The sequence below is a fragment of the Novosphingobium sp. Fuku2-ISO-50 genome, assembly GCF_001519055.1.
Lineage (GTDB): Bacteria > Pseudomonadota > Alphaproteobacteria > Sphingomonadales > Sphingomonadaceae > Novosphingobium.
In genome coordinates, this window is the sequence record NZ_KQ954288.1 from 54,932 (window position 1) to 74,390 (window position 19,459).

General features: G+C 63.7%; 18 protein-coding genes and 1 tRNA gene. 7 read left to right on the top strand and 12 right to left on the bottom strand.

Going from position 1 to position 19,459, the window contains the following annotated elements:
• Positions 1 to 142: 142 nt before the first annotated feature.
• From pcaD to AQZ50_RS07500, 6 genes are all read right to left on the bottom strand, one after another.
• Positions 143 to 931, bottom strand: a complete 789-nt coding sequence (gene pcaD / locus AQZ50_RS07475; RefSeq protein ID WP_067744906.1) for a 3-oxoadipate enol-lactonase — start codon at positions 929 to 931, stop codon at positions 143 to 145.
• Positions 932 to 1,122: 191 nt separating this feature from the next.
• The gene (locus AQZ50_RS21135; protein WP_255354600.1) at positions 1,123 to 1,257 is read right to left on the bottom strand and encodes a hypothetical protein; all 135 of its coding nucleotides are present in this window, start codon (positions 1,255 to 1,257) and stop codon (positions 1,123 to 1,125) included.
• A 22-nt stretch (positions 1,258 to 1,279) separates the two neighbouring features.
• On the bottom strand, positions 1,280 to 2,176 hold the full coding sequence (locus AQZ50_RS07485) for a dioxygenase family protein (RefSeq protein ID WP_067744912.1): 897 nt from the start codon (positions 2,174 to 2,176) through the stop codon (positions 1,280 to 1,282).
• Positions 2,177 to 2,213: 37 nt separating this feature from the next.
• Positions 2,214 to 2,504: a muconolactone Delta-isomerase gene (gene catC / locus AQZ50_RS07490; RefSeq protein ID WP_067744916.1), complete on the bottom strand. Its 291-nt coding sequence runs from the start codon at positions 2,502 to 2,504 to the stop codon at positions 2,214 to 2,216.
• Between the two features lie 3 nt (positions 2,505 to 2,507).
• Positions 2,508 to 3,659, bottom strand: coding sequence for a muconate cycloisomerase family protein (locus AQZ50_RS07495; protein WP_067744922.1), 1,152 nt, complete (start codon positions 3,657 to 3,659; stop codon positions 2,508 to 2,510).
• A gap of 445 nt (positions 3,660 to 4,104) precedes the next feature.
• Positions 4,105 to 4,195, bottom strand: a tRNA-Ser gene (locus tag AQZ50_RS07500).
• A gap of 77 nt (positions 4,196 to 4,272) precedes the next feature.
• Here AQZ50_RS07500 and AQZ50_RS07505 point away from each other — a divergent pair.
• The 3 genes from AQZ50_RS07505 to AQZ50_RS07515 all read left to right on the top strand — a co-directional run bounded on the left by AQZ50_RS07505 (position 4,273) and on the right by AQZ50_RS07515 (position 6,806).
• Positions 4,273 to 5,229 carry a peptidylprolyl isomerase gene (locus AQZ50_RS07505; RefSeq protein WP_067744924.1) on the top strand — a complete coding sequence of 319 codons (957 nt, stop codon included), beginning with the start codon at positions 4,273 to 4,275 and terminating at the stop codon, positions 5,227 to 5,229.
• Positions 5,226 to 5,567 (top strand): DUF1905 domain-containing protein, encoded by a 342-nt coding sequence (locus AQZ50_RS07510; protein ID WP_231730159.1) that lies wholly within the window; start codon positions 5,226 to 5,228, stop codon positions 5,565 to 5,567. Before AQZ50_RS07505 ends, AQZ50_RS07510 begins: the two co-directional genes overlap by 4 nt.
• A gap of 87 nt (positions 5,568 to 5,654) precedes the next feature.
• Positions 5,655 to 6,806 (top strand): CaiB/BaiF CoA transferase family protein, encoded by a 1,152-nt coding sequence (locus AQZ50_RS07515; protein WP_067744926.1) that lies wholly within the window; start codon positions 5,655 to 5,657, stop codon positions 6,804 to 6,806.
• Between the two features lie 5 nt (positions 6,807 to 6,811).
• Here the strand turns inward: AQZ50_RS07515 and AQZ50_RS07520 are convergent, their stop codons facing one another.
• Positions 6,812 to 8,920 carry a RelA/SpoT family protein gene (locus AQZ50_RS07520; protein ID WP_067744928.1) on the bottom strand — a complete coding sequence of 703 codons (2,109 nt, stop codon included), beginning with the start codon at positions 8,918 to 8,920 and terminating at the stop codon, positions 6,812 to 6,814.
• Positions 8,921 to 9,037: 117 nt separating this feature from the next.
• Here AQZ50_RS07520 and AQZ50_RS07525 point away from each other — a divergent pair, with 117 nt between their 5' ends.
• The gene (locus AQZ50_RS07525; RefSeq protein WP_231730160.1) at positions 9,038 to 10,240 is read left to right on the top strand and encodes a glycosyltransferase family 87 protein; all 1,203 of its coding nucleotides are present in this window, start codon (positions 9,038 to 9,040) and stop codon (positions 10,238 to 10,240) included.
• On the opposite strand, the gene AQZ50_RS07530 is transcribed toward AQZ50_RS07525, so the two are convergent.
• Positions 10,219 to 10,869, bottom strand: coding sequence for a GNAT family N-acetyltransferase (locus tag AQZ50_RS07530; RefSeq protein WP_067744933.1), 651 nt, complete (start codon positions 10,867 to 10,869; stop codon positions 10,219 to 10,221). The two genes, AQZ50_RS07525 and AQZ50_RS07530, sit on opposite strands and share 22 nt — an antisense overlap.
• Positions 10,869 to 11,771, bottom strand: a complete 903-nt coding sequence (hemF, locus tag AQZ50_RS07535) for an oxygen-dependent coproporphyrinogen oxidase (RefSeq protein ID WP_067744936.1) — start codon at positions 11,769 to 11,771, stop codon at positions 10,869 to 10,871. The genes AQZ50_RS07530 and hemF overlap by 1 nt, the downstream gene beginning before the upstream one ends.
• Positions 11,772 to 11,834: 63 nt before the next feature.
• On the opposite strand from hemF, the gene pdeM reads away from it, so the two are divergent.
• The 3 genes from pdeM to AQZ50_RS07550 all read left to right on the top strand — a co-directional run bounded on the left by pdeM (position 11,835) and on the right by AQZ50_RS07550 (position 14,505).
• The gene (gene pdeM / locus AQZ50_RS07540; protein WP_067744939.1) at positions 11,835 to 12,551 is read left to right on the top strand and encodes a ligase-associated DNA damage response endonuclease PdeM; all 717 of its coding nucleotides are present in this window, start codon (positions 11,835 to 11,837) and stop codon (positions 12,549 to 12,551) included.
• A gap of 176 nt (positions 12,552 to 12,727) precedes the next feature.
• Entirely contained in the window at positions 12,728 to 13,249 is a 522-nt protein-coding gene (gene infC, locus AQZ50_RS07545; protein WP_067744942.1) for a translation initiation factor IF-3, read from the top strand.
• Positions 13,250 to 13,386: 137 nt separating this feature from the next.
• Positions 13,387 to 14,505: a potassium channel family protein gene (locus AQZ50_RS07550; RefSeq protein ID WP_067744946.1), complete on the top strand. Its 1,119-nt coding sequence runs from the start codon at positions 13,387 to 13,389 to the stop codon at positions 14,503 to 14,505.
• A 9-nt stretch (positions 14,506 to 14,514) separates the two neighbouring features.
• Here the strand turns inward: AQZ50_RS07550 and AQZ50_RS07555 are convergent, their stop codons facing one another.
• From AQZ50_RS07555 to hemN, 3 genes are all read right to left on the bottom strand, one after another.
• Positions 14,515 to 17,298 carry a phosphoenolpyruvate carboxylase gene (locus AQZ50_RS07555; protein ID WP_067745375.1) on the bottom strand — a complete coding sequence of 928 codons (2,784 nt, stop codon included), beginning with the start codon at positions 17,296 to 17,298 and terminating at the stop codon, positions 14,515 to 14,517.
• Positions 17,299 to 17,367: 69 nt separating this feature from the next.
• The gene (gene eda, locus AQZ50_RS07560; protein ID WP_067744949.1) at positions 17,368 to 17,982 is read right to left on the bottom strand and encodes a bifunctional 4-hydroxy-2-oxoglutarate aldolase/2-dehydro-3-deoxy-phosphogluconate aldolase; all 615 of its coding nucleotides are present in this window, start codon (positions 17,980 to 17,982) and stop codon (positions 17,368 to 17,370) included.
• Between the two features lie 92 nt (positions 17,983 to 18,074).
• Positions 18,075 to 19,406: an oxygen-independent coproporphyrinogen III oxidase gene (hemN, locus tag AQZ50_RS07565; protein WP_067745378.1), complete on the bottom strand. Its 1,332-nt coding sequence runs from the start codon at positions 19,404 to 19,406 to the stop codon at positions 18,075 to 18,077.
• Positions 19,407 to 19,459 lie beyond the last annotated feature (53 nt).

Consider the following 19,459-nt stretch of genomic DNA (forward strand, 5'->3'; position numbering starts at 1 on the left):
GTATTTTCCGGGTATGCCATGGATCATGGCCGACACATCGTGGCGGGCCGATCACTGACGGCAACGCGATCGCACGGTGCCTGGCGGTCCGATTTTGACATTTGCCCCCGATATTCGGAGCGATGGACCCGTCCCGCGGTGGCTATACCGAGAGGACGGTCAGAACTTCGCGCGCAAATGCTTCCGGCTGCTCGACATTCGACAAATGCGCGGCATCGAGCATCACCAGTCGTGCCCCGGCGATCGCGTTGACAAGCGCCTCGCTGTGATCAGGCGGGGTGGCCGGATCGAAAGCGCCGCCGATAACCAGCGTTGGTGTGCCGATCAGGCTGGCCGTACGCCGCATGTCCATGTCGCGGATCGCTGCGCAGCATCCGGCATAGCCTTGCGGGTCGATGCTGCGCAGCATGGCGAGGACGGAGGCTATGGCATCAGGCGCTGTTGCGGCAAAATCCTCGGTGAACCAGCGCGCGACCGAGGCCTGTGCCAACGGTGCCATGCCTGATTCCCGCACCAGACCGATGCGCGCATCCCACGCCGACGCCGGTGCCATCAACCCCGATGTGTTGGCCAGCACCAATCGCCGCAGGCGGTTGCCCTCGCGGATGCCAAGCCACTGGCCGATCATGCCGCCGAGCGACAACCCGCAGAAATCGACCTGTTCGATCTGCAAGGCATCGAGCAATTCGATGACATCGCGCCCAAGCCGATCGAGCGAATAGCCGCCAGCGGGTACGCCGGATTGTCCATGGCCCCGGCTGTCATAACGCAGCACGCGGAATTTCGCGGTGAACGCCGCCATTTGCGGCGCCCACATGTCGATCGTGGTGCCCAACGAGTTGGACAGCAGCAGGACCGGCGCCTCTGCCGGCCCATCAAAACGATACGCGATGGCGCAGCCATCGCCGGTAGTGATCGATCCGTCTGTCATACCCGCTCCACAATCAGGCCAATGCCCTAGTGGATTGTTTTTGACATTTGCATCCCGCCATCCGGATAGCACGGTCGCAAATGTCAAAAACGGAAAATCCACTAGAATCAAAAGTTTATAGTGGTCCGAAAAGATTCTGACATTTGCGCACCACCTGGCCGAGAGCGGGTGCAAATGTCAGAATCGGACCACTAGCCAACGCCTACGCACATGAACGCCGGCGCATAGCGCCCGCCGGTGCGCGCGCCCGGCCTGCCCAAGTGGAAAACGCCGTTTTCCGGATCATCAACCACCGCTGTTTCGATGCGTTCGCGCAACGATGTCATGGCCGCTTCCTCCGGCCAGGGTTCAGGCGGCAGCGCGGGCGCGCGCCGAAAAGCCTTGCGCATCCTGGCTGTCGGCACGTTGCAGCACGAAATCGAACGCGATGTGTGCGCTGTCGCCCTGGCGGTTGGGCACTGGCAGCAAGCCCTCGCGGGTGCCGAACGCAAAGTCGTCGGCAGCAAACGGATCATCACCGAAATTGATCTGCGTGGTCAGCGTGCGATAGCCGGGCGCTTCGACAAAGAAATGCACATGCGCCGGGCGATTGCCGTGACGCCCGAGCGCCTGCATCAACAGGTCGGTCGCGCCGGCAGGCGGCACCGAGTAGCCATTGGGCATTTTCGAACGGAACGCATAACGGCCATCGGCACCAAGCTTGATGCGGCGACGGTTGTTGAACGGGGTCTGTTCGCCGGTCGGATCGAAGTGCGAATACCAGCCCTGTGAATTGGCGTGCCAGACATGCAGGATGGCATCCTTGACCGGCTCGCCATCGGGGCCGGTCACGCTGCCGTTCATGAACAGGGAGGTCGTGTCGTCCTCGTCGCTGGTCAGATTGACGTCCCTGGTCCCGTCGACCAGCGGCGCGCCCGCAACATAAAGCGGGCCTTCGATAGTGCGCGGCGTGCCGCCGGTCAGCCCGGCTTCGGCATCCTTGGCATCGAGGTACAAGTCCATGAAGTGTTCAAGGCCCACGCCCGGCACGATCAGGCCGATTTCACCGGCGCCATCGGCCAGATACTTCGCCGCCTGCCAGAACTCGCTTTCCGACACGTCATGGCGCACGATGATGGTCATCGCCGCTTCGAGCAGGTCACGCAGGATGACCTTCAGGCGGTCGTTGCCGCCTTCGACATCCTTGCCGCTGGCGCGGTCAAGCAGGGTCTGGATGGCTGGGGTCTGGACAAAATTCTGAAGCATGGTTTCTCTCCCAAGAAAGCATTAGCACCAAGAAAGCTCAGCGGTCGTCGTCGCGAATGGATGAAGGGTGCCGACACAGCGGCGTGACCTTGATGGTCATGAACGGATAGAGCGGCAGGCCGATCAGGATCTCGTGCAGCCGCTGGTTGCTCTCAACGTCAAAAATGCTCACGTTCGCGTATTGGCCCACCACCCGCCAGATGTGGCGCCATTCGCCGGTTTCCTGCAGTTTTTGCGAATAGGCAAGCTCCACCGCCTTGATCCGGTCGGCCTCGACCTTGTCGAAATCGAGCGGGATGGTGACAGTCATTTCAACCTGAAACAGCATGGCTCAGGCTCCCTGAAGAGTGTGGTGGCTTGTGGTGCGGTCGCGGCGAAAATGCGCGAGCTTGTCTTCGTCGAACGCGACGCCAAGGCCGGGGCTCGTCGGAACGCGCAATTCGAAATCAGCATATGTCAGCGGTTCGGTAACGACATCTTCGGTCAGCAGCAGCGGGCCGAACAGTTCGGTGCCCCACTGCAACTGCGCAAACGTTGCAAACAAGTGCGCAGAAGCCGCCGTGCCGACTGTGCCTTCCAGCATGGTGCCGCCATAGAGCCCGATCCCCGCTGCATCGGCGATCATGCCGACGGCATGCGCCGGAAATACCCCTCCGGACTGGGCGATCTTGATCGCATAGATCCGCGCACCGGCATTGGCAGCAATGGCAAAGGCGTCGATCGGGCCATGCAGCGCTTCATCGGCCATAATCGGAATGGCGTGCCGGGCCGACAGCCGCGCCATCGCTGCCACGGCATGGCGGGCAATCGGCTGCTCCACCAGGTCGCAGCCGACATCGGCCAGCATGGCCATGCCGCGATCGGCCTGCACTTCGTCCCAGCCCTGGTTGACATCGACCCGGACGCTGGCGCGGTCGCCCAGCGCCGCCTTGATCGCACCGACATGCGCGACATCGGCGGCGACCGGGCGCTTGCCGATCTTCAACTTGAAGATGTTGTGGCGGCGCGCTTCGAGCATTGCCTCGGCCTCGGCAATATCGGTGCCGGTCTCACCGCTGGCCAAAGTCCAGGCTACCGGCATGCTGTCGCGGCGGCGCCCGCCCGCGATCAGTTCGCTGGCCGGCACACCAAGGCGTTTGCCCGCGATATCCAGTAGCGCGGATTCAACCGCGCATTTGGCGATGTGATTGCTCACGACGTATTTGCCGATGGTCGCCATGACCGACCCGACCCGCGACAGGTCAACCTGTTCGAGCAGTGGCGCGATATAGGTATCGATGGCCAGCTTGATACCTTCAGGGCTTTCATCACCATAGCTCAGCCCGCCGATCGTCGTCCCTTCACCGATCCCCTCGATGCCATCGGAATCGGTGATCCGCACCAGCACCATCGACTGGCGGTGCATCGTCGCCATCGCGAGAACATGCGGACGAATGGTCGGCAGATCGATGATGAACGTATCGATTTTAGCGAGCAGCGCCATTCCAGCCGTTCTTTCCAGGTATGATTGGTGTTTCGTGGCTAGCCTTCTTTGCCGCCCGATGGCAAAGATCGTTGCGGTCTGGTTCCCATACCCTGAAGGTATGAAACTGAATCTCAGATCGCTGCGCTGTTTCGTGATGGTGGAGAACGAGCGCGTGGAAAGTGGCGGTGCGCTCGTCCTCGGCACTGCCGGACCAGAAGCCCTTGACCCAAGCGCGGACTTTGTCGTGTTCAGGCTTTGCCCGGCTCGCAGAAGGCAGGCAGGAAACCGATCGGCGGAAACCCGCCGCCAAACCGCAGCCCGGCCCGTCACGGCGGAGACATCTGCGTCAAAACCGGTACAAATCAGGCCGCATTTACCGCGTCCTGACGACGGTTTATCTGCGGCTAACTCCGCGCAAACCACGCCAATACAGCGCAGTCAGAGACCGAATGACAGGGCAGGATGGCGGAGCGGGAGGGATTCGAACCCTCGATACGCTTTTGGCGTATACTCACTTTCCAGGCGAGCGCCTTCGACCACTCGGCCACCGCTCCGCATGCACTGGACAGGTGGTGCGCCTAGCCGCATGCCGGGGGTTTCGCAAGGGCGCAGGCAGTGGCATGACAGGTTTATGTCGCTTTTGCCCATCCGCTTCGCCCATTCCGGTTTTTCGCTGCGCTCGCTCGCCGTGCTCGCCTCGGCGGCATCGGGGTGCCCGGCCTGTGCACAGGATGTGCCGACACCGCCCGAGATCGTGGCCGGGGCACCGGCAGGAGAATGGGTGACGATTGCGCCGAGCGATCTTCTGGTCATGGACCTTGCGCCCGATGCGACGGGGCATGCGCGCCGGGTGGTGATCCAGTTGCTGCCCGCGCCATTTTCCCAAGGGTGGATCGGCAATATCCGCAAGCTGGCGGCGGCGCACTGGTGGGACGGGACGAGCGTCAACCGCCTGCAGGACAACTATGTCGTGCAATGGGGCGATCCCGATGGCGATGACAAGGCGAAGGCAAAGCCTCTGCCCCCCGGCCTCGTCGACAACAGCGAAAGCGCCTATCTGGCGCCCCGCTTTGCCCTGCCCGCAGCGGCGGAAAGCGCGCTCTCGCTGGGCGGGGATGCTTATGCGGGCGAAACGCGAATCATCGACGGATGGCCGGTCGGGCTCGACAAGGACCATGCCTGGCCGTTGCATTGTTATGGCATGGTCGGCGTCGGGCGCGACAATCCGCCCGATACCGGCAGCGGCGCAGAGCTTTACGCGGTGATCGGACAGGCGCCGCGCCAGCTTGATCGCAATATCGCGCTGGTCGGCCGCGTCATCGAAGGGATCGAAATCCTCTCGAGCCTGCCGCGCGGGACAGGGCCGATCGGATTTTATACCAAGGCGGCCGAGCGCGTACCGATTGTCGCGATCCGCAACGGGCCCGATGTGCAAGGGTTGCCGACCTATCAGATGCTGTCGACCCATGGCGGCACCTTTGTCCGCTATGCCGCCGCGCGGGCCAATCGCCGCGACCGTTTCTTCATCCAGCCGGCAGGCGGGGTCGATGCGTGCAATGTGCCGGTGCCGGTGCGCCGCGTGCCATGATCGACGAAAGCGAGATCACCGGCGGCGCGGAAAGCCATTCCTTCACGACCACGCTGGTGCAGTGGCACAGCGAAAGCCATGGCACCTGGCATTTTATCGGCGTGCCCGCGCCGGTGGCAGAGGCGCTCGATGCCGCCGCGCTGATGCACCGGCTCGAAACCGGGCGACGCAGCGGGTTTGGCTCGCTCAAGCTGACTATCCGCATCGGCGACAGCGAATGGCGCACGTCGGCCTTTCCGCTGCACGAAAAAGGCTGGTCGATCCCGGTCTCGGCCAAAGTGCGCAAGGCCGAAGGACTGATTGCGGGCGACACGATCGAGGCCACGCTGCGGGTTTGAATCCGGCGCTGGTTGCGCCTTCTTAATCGTTCAATTAAGGAGGCTGTCCCGGTATGCAGGAGAACGCCGGTATGCAGGAGAACGAATGTGACGGCGCGCAAACTGCTTGAAGGCATTCGCATTGTCGATCTGACCAGCGTCGTCTTCGGGCCCTATGCCACAGAGATCATGGCCGACCTTGGCGCCGATGTGATCAAGGTCGAAGGCCCGACCGGAGATCAGTTCCGCCATGCCGGCCAATTCCGCACGACGCCGGGCATGGGCCCCTGCACGCTCAATCTCAACAAGGGCAAACGGTCGTTGGCGGTCGATCTCAAGACCCCGGAGGGCAAGGCCGCGCTCGAACGCCAATTGGCCGAAGCCGACGTGTTTATCCACAATGTGCGCGGGCGGGCGATCGAACGGCTGGGCTTTGGCTATGATGCGGTTCGCGCGATCCGGCCCGGCATCGTCTATGTGCATTGCGTCGGGTTCGGCTCCGACGGGCCCTATGCCGATCTTCAGGCATACGATGACGTGATCCAGGCGGCGACCGGCACGACCACGCTTTTGCCGCGCGCCGACGGCAATCCGGCGCCGCGCTTTGTCCCCTCGCTGATCGCCGACAAAGTCGCGGGGCTTCACGGCGCTTATGCGATCCTTGCCGCGATCGTGCACAAGCTGCGCTTTGGCGAAGGGCAATTCGTCGAAGTGCCGATGTTCGAAGCCTTTACCCATTTCATGATGCAGGAACATCTGTTTGGCGCAACGCTGGTGCCCCCGCTGGAGCCCGCCGGCTATCCGCGCCAGATCGACCCGCATCGCCAGCCCTTTCCGACCGCCGACGGCCATATCAGCATCGTGCCCTATACCGACGCCGCGCTGCAGAAAGTCTTTGCGCTGATCGGTGCCGACGACCTGCTGCAAGAGCCACGCTTTGCCACGACGCGCGACCGCATGGCCCATATCAGCCAGGCCTATGTCGAAATCGCGCGGCGCACTCCGGCAAAGACCAATGCCGAATGGATGCGCCTGTTTGCCGAAAACCAGATCCCGGCGATGCCGGTGCGCGATCTGGCCGATGTAACCGCCGATCCCCATCTGATCGAAGTCGGCATGTTCCAGCATCGCCTGCACCCCAGCGAGGGCGAATACCTGCATCTGAAGGCGCCTGTGCATTTTTCGGTCGGCGCATGCGAAACCGGCCCCGCGCCGACCATCGGGCAGGACAATGCCGCGCTTGGCGTAAGCGAGGGATGACCTTGTCAGATCCGTTCGGCCTGCGCCACCGCGTCGCTCGCCCGCAAGGCGCTGATGATCCGGGTCAAATGCGCCAGATCGCGCACTTCGAGGTCGACGAGATAAGTGTGAAACGGGTTTTCGCGCTGGGTCATTTCCAGATTGACGACATTGGCGTGGTTTTTTGCAAAAATCCCGGCCATTTCCGCCAATGTCCCGGGTCGGTTGTACAATTCGGCGCGCAGCCGACCGACCGCGCCGTCGGTGCGCGTATCCCATGACAGATCGATCCAGTCGGCATCGACGCCATTGGCCAGTTGCAGGCAATCGATCGAATGGACTTCGACCCCCGCGCCCGGACGGCGCAGCCCGATGATGCGATCGCCCGGCACCGGGTGACAACAGGTCGCCAGTTGAAACGCCGCACCGGGGCTGAGCCCGCGCACCGCAATCGCGCGTTGCTGGCGCGGCCAGGCATTTTGCGGCCATTCCTCGCCTTGCGGCAATTGCGCGGCGCTGCCGGGGACAAGCGCTTCCATCACCTGTCGGTCACTCACCCGCGCCTGGCCGATGGCCACCATCAGGTCTTCTTCGCTGGTGAATTTCAGCCGCCGGATGGCTTCGGCCAGCGCCTTCTTGCCGATCTTGGTGGGCAGTCGCTCGATGATTTCCTCATAGAGCTTGCGCCCGATCACGGCGATGTCGGCGCGTTCCTTTTGCCGCACGGCGCGGCGGATTGCCGCACGCGCCTTGCCGGTCACCGCAAACGACAGCCAGGACAATTGCGGCTCGGACGTGCGGCTGCGGATGATCTCGACCACATCGCCATTGTTCAGCGCGGTGCGCAAGGGCACATGGCGACCGTTGATCTTGGCGCCGACGGCTGCCGCGCCCAGATTGGTATGGACCGCAAAGGCAAAGTCGACCGGCGTCGCGCCCTTGGGCAGCTGAAACAGCGCGCCCTTGGGCGTAAAGGCGAAGATGCGATCCTGGTACATCGCCATCTTGGTGTTTTCGAGCAGTTCCTCGGCATCGCTGCTGGCATCGAGAATTTCGACCAGATCGCGCAGCCAGCCGACTTGCCCATCGGGCTGTCCTCCGCCCTGCTTGTACGCCCAGTGCGCCGCAAGCCCGTATTCGTTGGTGCGGTGCATGTCCTGCGTCTTGATCTGCACTTCGACGCGCATCGCGTTGTTGTAGATCAGCGTGGTGTGCAGGCTCTTGTATCCGTTGAGCTTGGGCGTCGAGATATAGTCCTTGAACCGGCCCGGAATCATCTGCCACGTGCGGTGCAGCACGCCGAGCGCGGTATAGCATTCGTCCTCGCCGTCGGTGAGCACGCGAAACGCCATGATGTCGGTGATCTGTTCAAACGAGACATGGCGCTCGGCCATCTTCTTCCAGATCGAATAAGGGTGTTTTTCGCGCCCGGCCACTTCGACCCGCATCCCCGCCCCCGACAGTGCCTGCTTGATCTGCAGCGCGATCGCATCGACCTGTCCTTCGCCGGCGGCACGGATGGCCTCCAGCCGACCGGTGATCGTGGCATAGGCATCGGGCTCAAGCTGCTGAAAGGCCAGCAACTGCATCTCGCGCATATATTCGTACATGCCCACGCGCTGCGCCAGCGGGGCATAGATCTCCATCGTTTCGCGCGCGATGCGGCGGCGCTTTTCCTCGCTGCGGATGAAATGCAGCGTGCGCATGTTGTGCAGCCGGTCGGCCAGCTTGACCAGCAGCACGCGCAAATCCTCGCTCATCGCGAGCAGGAACTTGCGCAGGTTTTCCGCCGCGCGCTCGCTTTCCGTCATCGTCTCGATCTTGGAAAGCTTGGTCACGCCGTCGACCATGCGCGCGACATTGGCGCCAAACAGCCGCTCGATCTCTTCGGTCGTGGCCAGCGTGTCCTCGACCGTGTCGTGCAACAGCGCGGTCATGATGGTTTCCTGATCGAGCTTGAGCTCGGTCATCAGCCCGGCGACTTCTACCGGATGCGAAAAATAGGGGTCGCCGCTCGCGCGTTTTTGCGTGCCGTGTTTCTGAACGGTATAGACATAGGCGCGGTTGAGCATCGCCTCGTCCGCATCCGGGGCATAAGCGAGCACACGCTCGACAAGTTCGTACTGACGCAACATGGTTTTCCCAAGATGGGGGCTTGGGAGGCCAAAGGGCAAGGAAAAAGGGCTTCGCGCGAATACGATTCGTTCAGGATTTCTTGGTTAACCTGTCGCGCAATGGGCAAGTCACCGACCATGACCACGATCACCCCGCCTCATATGACGCGTTGGCTGACGTCGCTGGGCGCCAATCGCTGGCCCGATCGCGCCTTGGTGCGTGCGGGGGCGATCTACATGCTGATCGCCTATGTGCCGATGCTGATGCATGTCTTTGCCGAGGCCACGGGCCATGTCGGCAGCGATTTCCTTGCCTTTTGGGGCGCCGGCCGGCTGGTGATGGCCGGCACGCCCTGGCAGGCCTTCGACCTTGTTGCCGAACAGGGCGCACAAGCCGCCAGCCACACCGGGCAGATGGTCGCCTATGTCAATCCGCCGCCCTATCTGTTCCTGACCGGGCCACTGGCGCTCATGCCCTATGGGGCGGCGTGGCTGACCTGGGCGCTGGGCAGTTGGGTGGCCTGGTTCCTCGCCTGCCGCCGTCTCCTGCCAGGCGAACCGGTGGTCTTGCTGTCATACCCGGCGGCCTATCTCGCCGCGTGCCACGCGCAGAACGGGTTTGTGACGGGCGCGCTGCTCGTCGCCGGGGTCTTGGCGCTGTCGCGCAAGGGCGCGCGCGCCGAGCTCATCGCCGGGGCGCTGTTCGGCGCGCTGGTGATAAAGCCGCATCTTGCGCTGCTCATTCCGCTATGGCTGATCGCCGGGCGACGGTGGCGCGCATTGGCCGCGGCCGCGGCTTCGGCGCTGGCGCTTTGCCTTCTTTCGCTCATGGTGTTCGGCCCCGAAACCTGGGCGGCCTGGCCGAAAAGCTTTCAGGTCAGCGCGGTGCTGATGGAACAGAACGCAGGCCCATTCTTTCTGCGCATGGCAACGCCCTATGCGCTGATCCGGGTTCTTGCCGGAGCGAACGTGGCGATCGCCGCGCAAATCGTGATCACTTTGGCCATGGTGGTGCTCGTCTGGGGCGAGACGCGGCGGCTGGGCGCGAATGCGGGAACGGGTGCGCTGATGCTCGCCGCGACGGCGATCGCCTCTCCCTACCTGTTCAGCTATGACTTTCCGTTTCTTGTCCAGCCGCTGCTGTGGCTGGTCGGCATGGCGCGCACGAATGGTTGGCGGCCATGGGAAAAGATCTGTGTGATCGCGCTCTGGCTCGCCCCCCTGGCGACGCGCGCGGCGGCGCTGCCGCTTCATGCCAACCTGATGCCGCTGGCAGGCATTGGGCTGGTCTGGATGATCGTCGGGCGTTTGCGCGCGGATCAGTCGACGATCAGCGGGTGAAGCGCGCCGACGTCGGCAGGCAGCAGCCCGGCGGCGCGCGGATCGCGAAACACTTCGACAAAGCGGGCTTGGGCCACGAAACCTTGCCGCATGTAAAACGCCACGGCGCGCGGATCATCGAGCGTACACGTGTGCACCCAGACCCGCTCCACGCCGCTGTCTGCCTTGCCGAACCAGGCTCGTTGCAGCGCGCGCCGCATCAGCCATTTGCCAAAGCCGTTGCCGGTCGCCTTGGGCACGAAGCCGAAAAAGGCAATTTCGCAGGCGCCCGGCTGACGAAAATCCAGCTCCAGCATGCCGATCTCGACCCGCGCGCGATCGGTCACGGCATAAAGTTCGACCGCCGGATGATGAATGATCGCCGTCAGCGCCGCATCGTCAAGCGCGAGCCGCGACCACCACAGCCACGGCGCGCCGATCCGCCGATAGAGCTGGCGATAGCGGTCGGGCGCGCATTCACTCCAGCGCACGAGCTGCAACGGCACCTCGGGCTCTATCCCCGGTCGGCGCAGCGTCTTCGGCGGCGCGCGCATTTCGAGCGCGGTGACCACCGCCGCCAGATCGCCCGGCGCAATGCCGTGGAACCCCGGCGCGAGCGGTGCCTCGGCCGGATCGTGCGCAATAGCCATCAGGCCCAGACCGCTTCGGGCGGCAGGCTCATCAAGATGGCATCGATATTGCCGCCGGTCTTGAGCCCGAACAACGTGCCCCGGTCATAGACCAGATTGAATTCGGCATAGCGCCCGCGCCAGACGAGCTGTTGCTGCTTGTCCTCGGCGCTCCACCCCAGCCCCATGCGGCGGCGCACGATCCGGGGAAAGACGTCGAGAAAAGCCTCGCCCACGGCCCGGGTAAACGCGAAATTCGCCTCGAACGCGTCGGCGTCGCCACATTCGAGATGATCGTAGAAAATCCCGCCGACGCCGCGATGGACCTTGCGATGGGGGATATAGAAGTATTCGTCGGCCCAGGCCTTGAAACGCGGGTAATAGGCCGGATCGTGCGCGTCGCAGGCGGCCTGGAACGCGGCATGGAATTCGGCGGTGTCCTCGTCATAGGGAATCGGCGGATTGAGATCGCCGCCGCCGCCAAACCATGCCTTGCGCGTGGTCAGAAAGCGGGTGTTCATGTGTACCGCCGGGACATGCGGATTGGCCATGTGCGCCACCAGGCTGATCCCGGTCGCGGTAAAGGCGGGGTTTTGCGGATCGGCGCCGTTGATGGTCGATGCGAATTCCGGGCTGAAGGCGCCGCCGACTGTCGAGACATTGACCCCGACTTTTTCGAACACTTTGCCCTTCATCAGCCCCTGCACGCCGCCCCCGCCACTGGCCCCACCACTGGCCGCACCATTGGCTACCGGCTCTCCGGCGTGTTCGCGCTGCCAGGGGGTAAAGGCAAAGGCGGCGTCGCTGCCCGCCTCGCGCTCGATCGCTTCGAACGCGTCACAGATGCGCGTGCGCAGGCTTTCAAACCAGGCGCGGGCGCGCTCGGTGGATGGCGTCCAGTCGGTGGGGATCGTCTCGGTCATGCAAGGCCTCTCATCGCAAGCCGAGGCCTTGCCAATCCCGGAACGATCCGGCAAGGGGCCATCATGGTTCACGTTTCGTTCGCGCCATTTACCTTTCAGGATCAGGAGTTCTGCCTCGGCACCGGGGGAGATGTCTTGCGGGCGCTTTATTGGGCCGAGCAGCGCGCCTTGCTGGTTGCCGATCTACACCTTGAAAAGGCAAGCTATTTCGCAAAAACAGGGCAGATGCTGCCGCCGTATGACAGCCGCGAAACGCTCGAACGGCTGGCCCATGCGCTGCGCCTGACGGCTGCGCGACGGGTCTTTTGCCTGGGCGACAATTTTCACGATGCCGCCGGGCCCGAACGGCTCGATCCGCACGCCGCCGGGATGCTGGCAGCGCTGACCCGCGCGACAGACTGGGTATGGATCACCGGGAATCACGACAAAAAGGGCCCGTCGGAGCACGCTCTTCCACCGGGAACGCACCTTGCGGAAACCACCATCGCGGGAATCGTGCTGCGGCACGAGGCACGCCCCGGCGAGATTCGCCCCGAACTGTCGGGCCATTTTCACCCGCGCCTGCGCGTGGTGCAGCGCGGCCGCGCGATCGTCCGGCCCTGCGTGGTGGCCAGCGAAAGCCGCATGGTCCTGCCCGCCTTCGGCGCATTGACCGGGGGACTCGATGCCGCCGCCCCGGCGATCCGCGCCGCGCTCCAGCCTGCGCAAGCCGCCGATGCGCTGGTGCCCGCCGCCGGCCGCATCGCGCACTTTGCCTTGTGGCGCGCTGCGGCCGCTTGAATTTGCATGTCCTGATGCCCATTTTCACAATGGTTTTTCACAATGGCACGCGCGAATTCGCACAAGGCACGCTTGGCCCTTTATCTGTTGGCGCGATGTGTTATGAGCGCTAACTGAATTTCCGCCCATCGACAGCAACAAATGGAGAACCGAACATAGCTCCCCCTCCCCGGCGCATGATGGCGCCCCCCGTCAAGAGCGGGCCTCGCTTCAATCAGATGATCAACGTGCCCAAAGTGCGCGTGATCGACGAGAACGGCGAAAACCTGGGAATCATGTACACGCGCGAAGCGATCGACCAGGCTGCGGAAGTCGGGCTCGACCTCGTGGAAGTGTCGCCCAACGCCGATCCGCCGGTGTGCAAGTACCTCGATGTCGGCAAGTTCCGCTACGAGGCGCAGAAAAAGGCCAACCTCGCCCGCAAGAGCCAGAAGACGCAGGAGATCAAAGAGATCAAGATGCGTCCGAACATCGACGATCACGACTATGACGTGAAGATGCGCAATGTGCAGCGCTTCATCGAAGACGGCGACAAGGTGAAGATCACCCTGCGCTTTCGCGGTCGCGAACTCTCGCACCAGCAACTGGGGATGAATCTCCTGCGCAAGGTGCAGGACGATGTTGCCGAATTGGCCAAAGTCGAAGCCTTTCCGCGCATGGAAGGCCGCCAGATGCTGATGGTGCTCGCACCGAAGTAAGCATTTGCCGCAGGAGCGCATGGCTTTGGGGCGTAACCGGATGGTTGCGCCCTTTTGCTTGTCGCGCCGATTTTCGGTCTCCGGCGCGCCATGCTGGACAAACCGGGGTCTGATGCGCCAAACCGGCAAGCACTTCGATGGCGGGCGAAACACCACATAGCGGGCCCCCGTATGGGCCGAGCCATGGCGCGGGCGGATTGCTCGATTCGCCGCTCAAGCTGCTGTCCGGCACGATCGTTTGGGTGGGCTGCGTTTTCGTGGTGTCGACGATCGGCTATGCGATGGCCGGCTGGCCGCTGGGCGACGCCGCCTATATGGTGCTGTTGACCATCTATTCGGTGGGCTATGGCGAAGTCAGGCCGATCGATACCACGTTCCTGCGGATGTGGACGATCATGACCATCGTGCTCGGCTGCACCGGCATGATCGTGCTGACCGGCGCGCTGATCCAGGTGTTCAATCTCTATCAGTTCCGCCGATTATTGGGGCTCGACCGCATGCAGACTGAAATCGACCGGCTCGACTCGCACGCGATCGTCTGCGGCTATGGCCGCATCGGCGTGCAGCTGGCCAAGGCCCTGACCGAGGCGCGGCACCCCTTTCTGATCATCGAGCGCGACGCGGCCAAGGCCGAAGAAGCGCGGGCTGCGGGCTATCTGACACTGCCCGGCGAGGCGACGCACGAAGAGACACTGCGCCAGGCCGGGATTTCCCGCGCCCGCGTGCTCGCCTGTGTGCTGCCCGACGACGCCGCCAACGTGTTCATCACGCTCTCGGCGCGCAGCCTCAATCCCACAGTGCAGATCATCGCGCGTGGCGAAGCGCCGTCGACCGAAAGCAAGCTGTTCCACGCCGGCGCCGACAAAGTCGTTTTGCCCACCCATATCGGCGCCGAACGGATCACCGAACTGATCCTGTTTCCCGCCACCGAAAGCATGCTCGGCGACATTTCTGAAGTCGGCACAATCAAGCGTAATCTCAATGACTTCGGGCTCGATCTTGAAGTCGTTACAGCGGGGGATCGCGGCGCCTTGACCGGGCTGTCGGTGGGCGAGGCGGAACGGCGCGGCAACGGCGCCTTCTTCATCGTCCAGATCGACCGCACCGGCGGCCAGTCGATCCAGCACCCCGGCGAAGACGTGCGCATCGAACCGGGCGACCTGATCCTGCTCGTCGTGCGCGGCAGCCGCCTGTCTGCCGGGGCCATTTTCAACGCCCCGCAGCGGCCGCGCCACGGGCGCCTGTTCATCGGCTGACCGCCACCCTTACCCGTGCGCGCCGAAATAATTCGCGATGGCCACCGCGATGCGCAAATTGAGTGCCTGGGCGCGGTCGATCGGATCGATGAAACGGTTGCGGATCGCGCTGTAATCTTCCGCTTCGTGATCGGGGTAATCCGACGGCTCGTTCAGCGTGAAATCGCCGATGCGCGGCTCGATCACCGGATAGGCCCGGCGCAACTGCGCCAGGGCATCATCGACGCGCAGCGAAAGCACCATTTCCAGCACGTCTTCGCGGCTGATGTCGTTGGCGCGCGAAAATTGCGGCACCTGCACCGCGCGCAGGAACATGTGCATCAACAGCGTCAACCGCACGGCCTGGAGCAATCCGATCGTGCGCCGCGCCTCATCGAAGGCGGCATCGCGACCGACCGGCGCCCCCGGCACCAGCGACAACAACCGGTGCAGCTTCATCCAATCGACGCGCAAGCGCGACACCATGCGGCGGAACACCCCGGCGCGGTCATCCTTGGTCAGATATTCGGCAAGCGCAAGGCACCCCTGCTCCAGTCCGGTTTCGGTTCCGCGATAAGGGCGGCTTGCCCAGTAGGCCGAATTGAACAATTCCCCGAACGCGCCGACCGTCTTGATCGAGGCGAGCCCATTGGCCGCGCGCAACAGCCGCACCAGTTGGTTGCCCCGTTCCGAGCTGCCCAGCAATTCGGCAATCGATTCGATTTCCTCGCCCGCTGCCGTCCCCGCGCCCGCGATGACGTTCACGGCATAGCCGATCTGTTGCAGGATCGCGTTATGCGGGATGGCGCGGATCTGACGCAGGCTCATCGTGCGGTCGGACAGTATGTCCGACTGGCGGCGCGAGACGCGGCTGCCGGTGCCTTTGAGCATGCCCAGACCAAACGCGGTGACCGCGCGCGAATATGTCGCGCTGTCCAGATATTCGCGCTGTACCCGGCGGATCGAGCGATAGAAATCGAGGCTGAGATCGGTGCGATCGTAAAAGGCATCGCGGCTATATTCGCCCGTCAATTCGACTTCGGCTTCGGCAATGCGGGTCAGCGTTGCCAGAGCAAGCTCGTCATTGCGAAAAAACAGATAGCCGTCGCCGCCCTGAAAGCTCACTTCGGGCTCGATCGGCACGCCGGCGCGGGCAAAACGGCTGCGCGCCCAACGGCTGAGCGGCCATGACAGGCGGTCGGCAAAGCCGGTCGGATGCGCCCCGCGCCCCATGCTTTCGCCATGCGTGTTGAAAATCAGCGCCGAAACATCGGCCAGTTCGTGCGCGCGCATCGCTTCGGCCAGCCGCCCCTGCAACCGCTCGATCGCCAGCGCCGCCGGGATCTGGCCAAGAAACCGACCCGCATCGGAAAAGCCGGTCTGGATCGACACCCGGCCGCGCAGCCGCGCATAAGCGCGATAGGCCGGTTCGGCCAAAAGTGCATCGAGGAAGCGACCGCCATGTTCGAGCGCCGTCTCGGTCTCGAACAGCGGCGAGACATCGACTTTGTCCTCGATCCCGAACAGCCGCGCAAAATAGAGCGCGGCCAGCACGGTCTGCGGCTGTTCGCATTCGGCGATCAGCATGCGGATCGGCGCATCGGCATCGATATGATGCAGGATCTGCGCCATGACGAGGAATTGACGCATCGCGGTCGACGTCTCGATCGCCAGCGCGCCGAAATTGACGCGCAGCGGTTTCGCCGCCGCCAGAACTTCGCGCAGGCGCGACAACGCACCCCGGCTGCCCAGATCGAGCGTGCCGTCGGGATCGATCCGGCGACGCAAGGCATTGTGCAATTGCGACGAATTGACCCGAAAGTGAATCCAGCCCATGCCAAGGCCATCGGCGCGCATCGCCGCCGCGAGCGCGGCATAGGCGACCGCCGCGTCATCGCCTGCGGCCCGCGCATCGGCTTCAAGTCCCGCAATGATCGGCTGCAACGACAAGAGCCGCGCCGGATCGTCGCCGGTCATGCGGTTGGCGACGTCTGACAAAACGGCCGGATCGGCCAGCGGCTGGGAAAACAGCTCGGCCATGCCCGCCGCCTGCTCTCGCCCGGCGATCAGAGTCCCCAGCGCCGGATGCGCCGGGTCGATCGCGGTCAGCCAATCGATATAGCTGGCCAGACGGCGCACCTTTTCGCGCAGGCGAAACAGGATCGACGTGCTCCAGCCGATGTCGGTGCGCCCGTCCATGTCATAGCCGACCCAGCTCGCAAACCGGAACGGCAAAGGGCGGAAATCGAGCCAACGCCCCGGCCAGCGCGCGCGCGCATGCGTCAGCAGGCGCGTGTTGATGCGATCGCGTGCAATACTAGCGCGTTCGATCGCGGCAAGCGCCTCGGCATGTTCGAATTCGAGCGTGATCTGCGGCCCCGCCCCCGGCGCGGCACAGACCGTTGCGCTACGCGGATCGTCGGCAAGCGCCGCGCCGGCCACGGCATCGGCATCGCCGGGCGTCAACAAAAAGGTCGGGTGCGCGGTAAACACGGCATGGAGCAAAGGCCGTTGCCAGCGGCGGCAGAATTCCGAAAAGCCGTCTTCTTCATGCAGCAGGGCGATGATCCGCGCCAGGTTTGTCTCGGGATCGGTGGGCGCAACCAGCCCGCGCAGCCGCCCTGCGCGCGTCTGCAAGGCTTCGCATTCCAGTTCCGCGACCAGCGCCTCGATGTCATCGAGCGTGATCGCTCCGGCTTCCAATTCCCGCGACAAGTCGTGGCTCAATTGAAACACCGGATTGAACAACGGGGTTTGTGTGGTGCGCTCGTGCAGGTTCTGCAACTGGTCGCGCAGGGACTGGACCGTTGTCATCGTGCGTACCATCCCTTTTGCCCGCCGCCCGGAACCCGCCCGGCGCTGTCCACTCTTTGCCATCGAACTTTAGCGATGCAACGCCATCGCCGCATGCGCAGCGGCCTCGATCGCCGCCTCATCCGGTGCGCCTTTGGCTACCAGCCAGCTGCCGCCGACGCAAAGCACCGGATCGAACGCCAGCCATTCCGCCGCATTGCCCTGATTGATACCGCCGGTCGGGCAGAACTTTACCTGATGAAACGGCGCCGCCAATGCCTTTAGTGCGGGCAAGCCGCCGGAAGTCGCGGCAGGAAAAAACTTGAAATGCGCAAGGCCCAGATCGAGCCCGAGCATGATGTCGGCGGCATTGGCCGTGCCGGGCAGAAACGGAATCCCCGAGGTCGCCGCCGCCTCGCCGAGCCGCGGCGTGAGCCCCGGCGAAACGATGAATTCGGCGCCGGCATCGATCGCGGCCTTCAGATCGTCGGGATTGACCACGGTTCCGGCGCCGACGATCGCGCCCTCGACAGTGCGCATTGCCCGGATGACATCGAGTGCGACAGGTGTGCGCAAGGTCACTTCCAACACACGCAGCCCCCCGGCGACCAGCGCGCGGGCCACCGGAACCGCATGACTTGCGTCCTCGATCACCAGCACCGGAATGACCGGCGCGGCGCGCATGATGGTTTCAATCGGTTTCATGGGGTTTCCTACGCATCTATGGACGCGGGAAACTAGCCTGCATCGGCGCCTGACGCAGCCGCTAACACCATGACCGCATACTTATTACCAAGTCAGACAGCAGAGCTGAAGCGGCGCTCCTCGCTGCGATAGGCATCGAACACAGCCGCAATCGAGCGGGCATACGGTTCGCTGCCACGTTCGAGAATCAGCGTGTCCGCATCCCAGCGAATCAGCCCGCGCTCTGCAAATGGTGCCAACCGCGCAGCAGCAGCAGCCGCGAGATCATTGGGGAGTTGCACCTCGCCCTGGCACAGCAACGCCTCGATCACCGCGCCGCGCCGCCGATCCTCCGCCGTGCGCACGACCCCGCGCCGCCCGGTCAAATGCCCGGCACCGGCAAGCATGCGATAGCGCCCGGTGTTCTTTTCGTTCTGGATAAACGCGGTTTCGAACTGATTGATCGAAGTCGAGCCCAGCCCGATCAGCACCGGCGCCGGATCATCGGTAAAGCCCTGAAAATTGCGCCGCAGCGACCCGTTCAGCGCGGCCTGCGCCAGACCGTCACCGGGCCGGGCAAAATGGTCGAAGCCGACCGGCTGATACCCCGAGGCGACAAGGCGCGCATAGCCCTCGGCGGCCATGCGAAACCTCTGCCGCTGATCGGGCAGACTGCTGGCATCGATCCGCCGCTGGCGCGCGATCATGTGCGGGACATGGGCATAGCCAAACAGCGCGATGCGATCGGCGCCCAGCGCCGTCGCTTCATCAAGCGTGGCGGCAAGCACCGCATCGTCCTGAAACGGCAAGCCGTACATCAGGTCGAAATTGATCGATTCGACCCCTGCCTTGCGCAATCCTTCGACAGCGCGGGCAATATCCTCGCGCGGCTGAACCCGCCCGATTGCCGCCTGCACGCGCGGATCGAACGTCTGGACGCCAAGGCTCGTCTTGATCACGCCAATGCCGCGAATGGCCAACAGCCAGGCAGGAGTCAGGCTGCGCGGATCAAGCTCGATCGAAAAAACCGGCCAGGGCACACGGAAATTGACCAGAAGCGCGTCGATCAGACGCACGAAATCGGTCGGCGAAATCGCATTGGGGCTGCCTCCGCCAAAGGCGATGCGCGTGATCCGCACCGACCGGTCAAGCAGCCGGGAAACCGAGACGATTTCGGCATGGAGCGCGTCAAGATACGAAGCCAGCCGCTGCGTCCGGTTGGCAGCGCCGGTATTGCATCCACAATACCAGCAGATTTCATGGCAGAACGGGATGTGCAGATAGAGCGAGACATCGCCGCGCACGTCTTCCAGCGCCTTGCGCTGGCTCGCCTCGAAATTGTCGTCGGTGAATTCTGCAGCGGTCGGATAGCTGGTATAGCGCGGCACCGGCTGCGCGAGCAACTCGGGGTAATACGTCCAATCGGCAAAACGCTCAGGTTGCATCGGCATCATCCTCACCGCTGCGACACATATCGCCGATCGCACCGGCAGACATT

Bases quoted from the DNA above. Each gene is read 5' to 3' on its own strand.
- AQZ50_RS21135 (WP_255354600.1), bottom strand. From the start codon at position 1,257: ATGACATCGTTGCGCGAACGCATCGAAACAGCGGTGGTTGATGATCCG.
- hemN (WP_067745378.1), bottom strand. From the start codon at position 19,406: ATGCAACCTGAGCGTTTTGCCGATTGGACGTATTACCCCGAGTTGCTC.
- AQZ50_RS07485 (WP_067744912.1), bottom strand. From the start codon at position 2,176: ATGCTTCAGAATTTTGTCCAGACCCCAGCCATCCAGACCCTGCTTGAC.
- catC (WP_067744916.1), bottom strand. From the start codon at position 2,504: ATGCTGTTTCAGGTTGAAATGACTGTCACCATCCCGCTCGATTTCGAC.
- AQZ50_RS07495 (WP_067744922.1), bottom strand. From the start codon at position 3,659: ATGGCGCTGCTCGCTAAAATCGATACGTTCATCATCGATCTGCCGACC.
- pcaD (WP_067744906.1), bottom strand. From the start codon at position 931: ATGACAGACGGATCGATCACTACCGGCGATGGCTGCGCCATCGCGTAT.
- hemF (WP_067744936.1), bottom strand. From the start codon at position 11,771: ATGACCGAGACGATCCCCACCGACTGGACGCCATCCACCGAGCGCGCC.
- AQZ50_RS07555 (WP_067745375.1), bottom strand. From the start codon at position 17,298: ATGACAACGGTCCAGTCCCTGCGCGACCAGTTGCAGAACCTGCACGAG.
- eda (WP_067744949.1), bottom strand. From the start codon at position 17,982: ATGAAACCGATTGAAACCATCATGCGCGCCGCGCCGGTCATTCCGGTG.
- AQZ50_RS07550 (WP_067744946.1), top strand. From the start codon at position 13,387: ATGGCGGGCGAAACACCACATAGCGGGCCCCCGTATGGGCCGAGCCAT.
- AQZ50_RS07510 (WP_231730159.1), top strand. From the start codon at position 5,226: ATGATCGACGAAAGCGAGATCACCGGCGGCGCGGAAAGCCATTCCTTC.
- AQZ50_RS07530 (WP_067744933.1), bottom strand. From the start codon at position 10,869: ATGGCTATTGCGCACGATCCGGCCGAGGCACCGCTCGCGCCGGGGTTC.
- AQZ50_RS07520 (WP_067744928.1), bottom strand. From the start codon at position 8,920: ATGTTGCGTCAGTACGAACTTGTCGAGCGTGTGCTCGCTTATGCCCCG.
- infC (WP_067744942.1), top strand. From the start codon at position 12,728: ATGATGGCGCCCCCCGTCAAGAGCGGGCCTCGCTTCAATCAGATGATC.
- pdeM (WP_067744939.1), top strand. From the start codon at position 11,835: ATGGTTCACGTTTCGTTCGCGCCATTTACCTTTCAGGATCAGGAGTTC.
- AQZ50_RS07525 (WP_231730160.1), top strand. From the start codon at position 9,038: ATGACCACGATCACCCCGCCTCATATGACGCGTTGGCTGACGTCGCTG.
- AQZ50_RS07505 (WP_067744924.1), top strand. From the start codon at position 4,273: ATGTCGCTTTTGCCCATCCGCTTCGCCCATTCCGGTTTTTCGCTGCGC.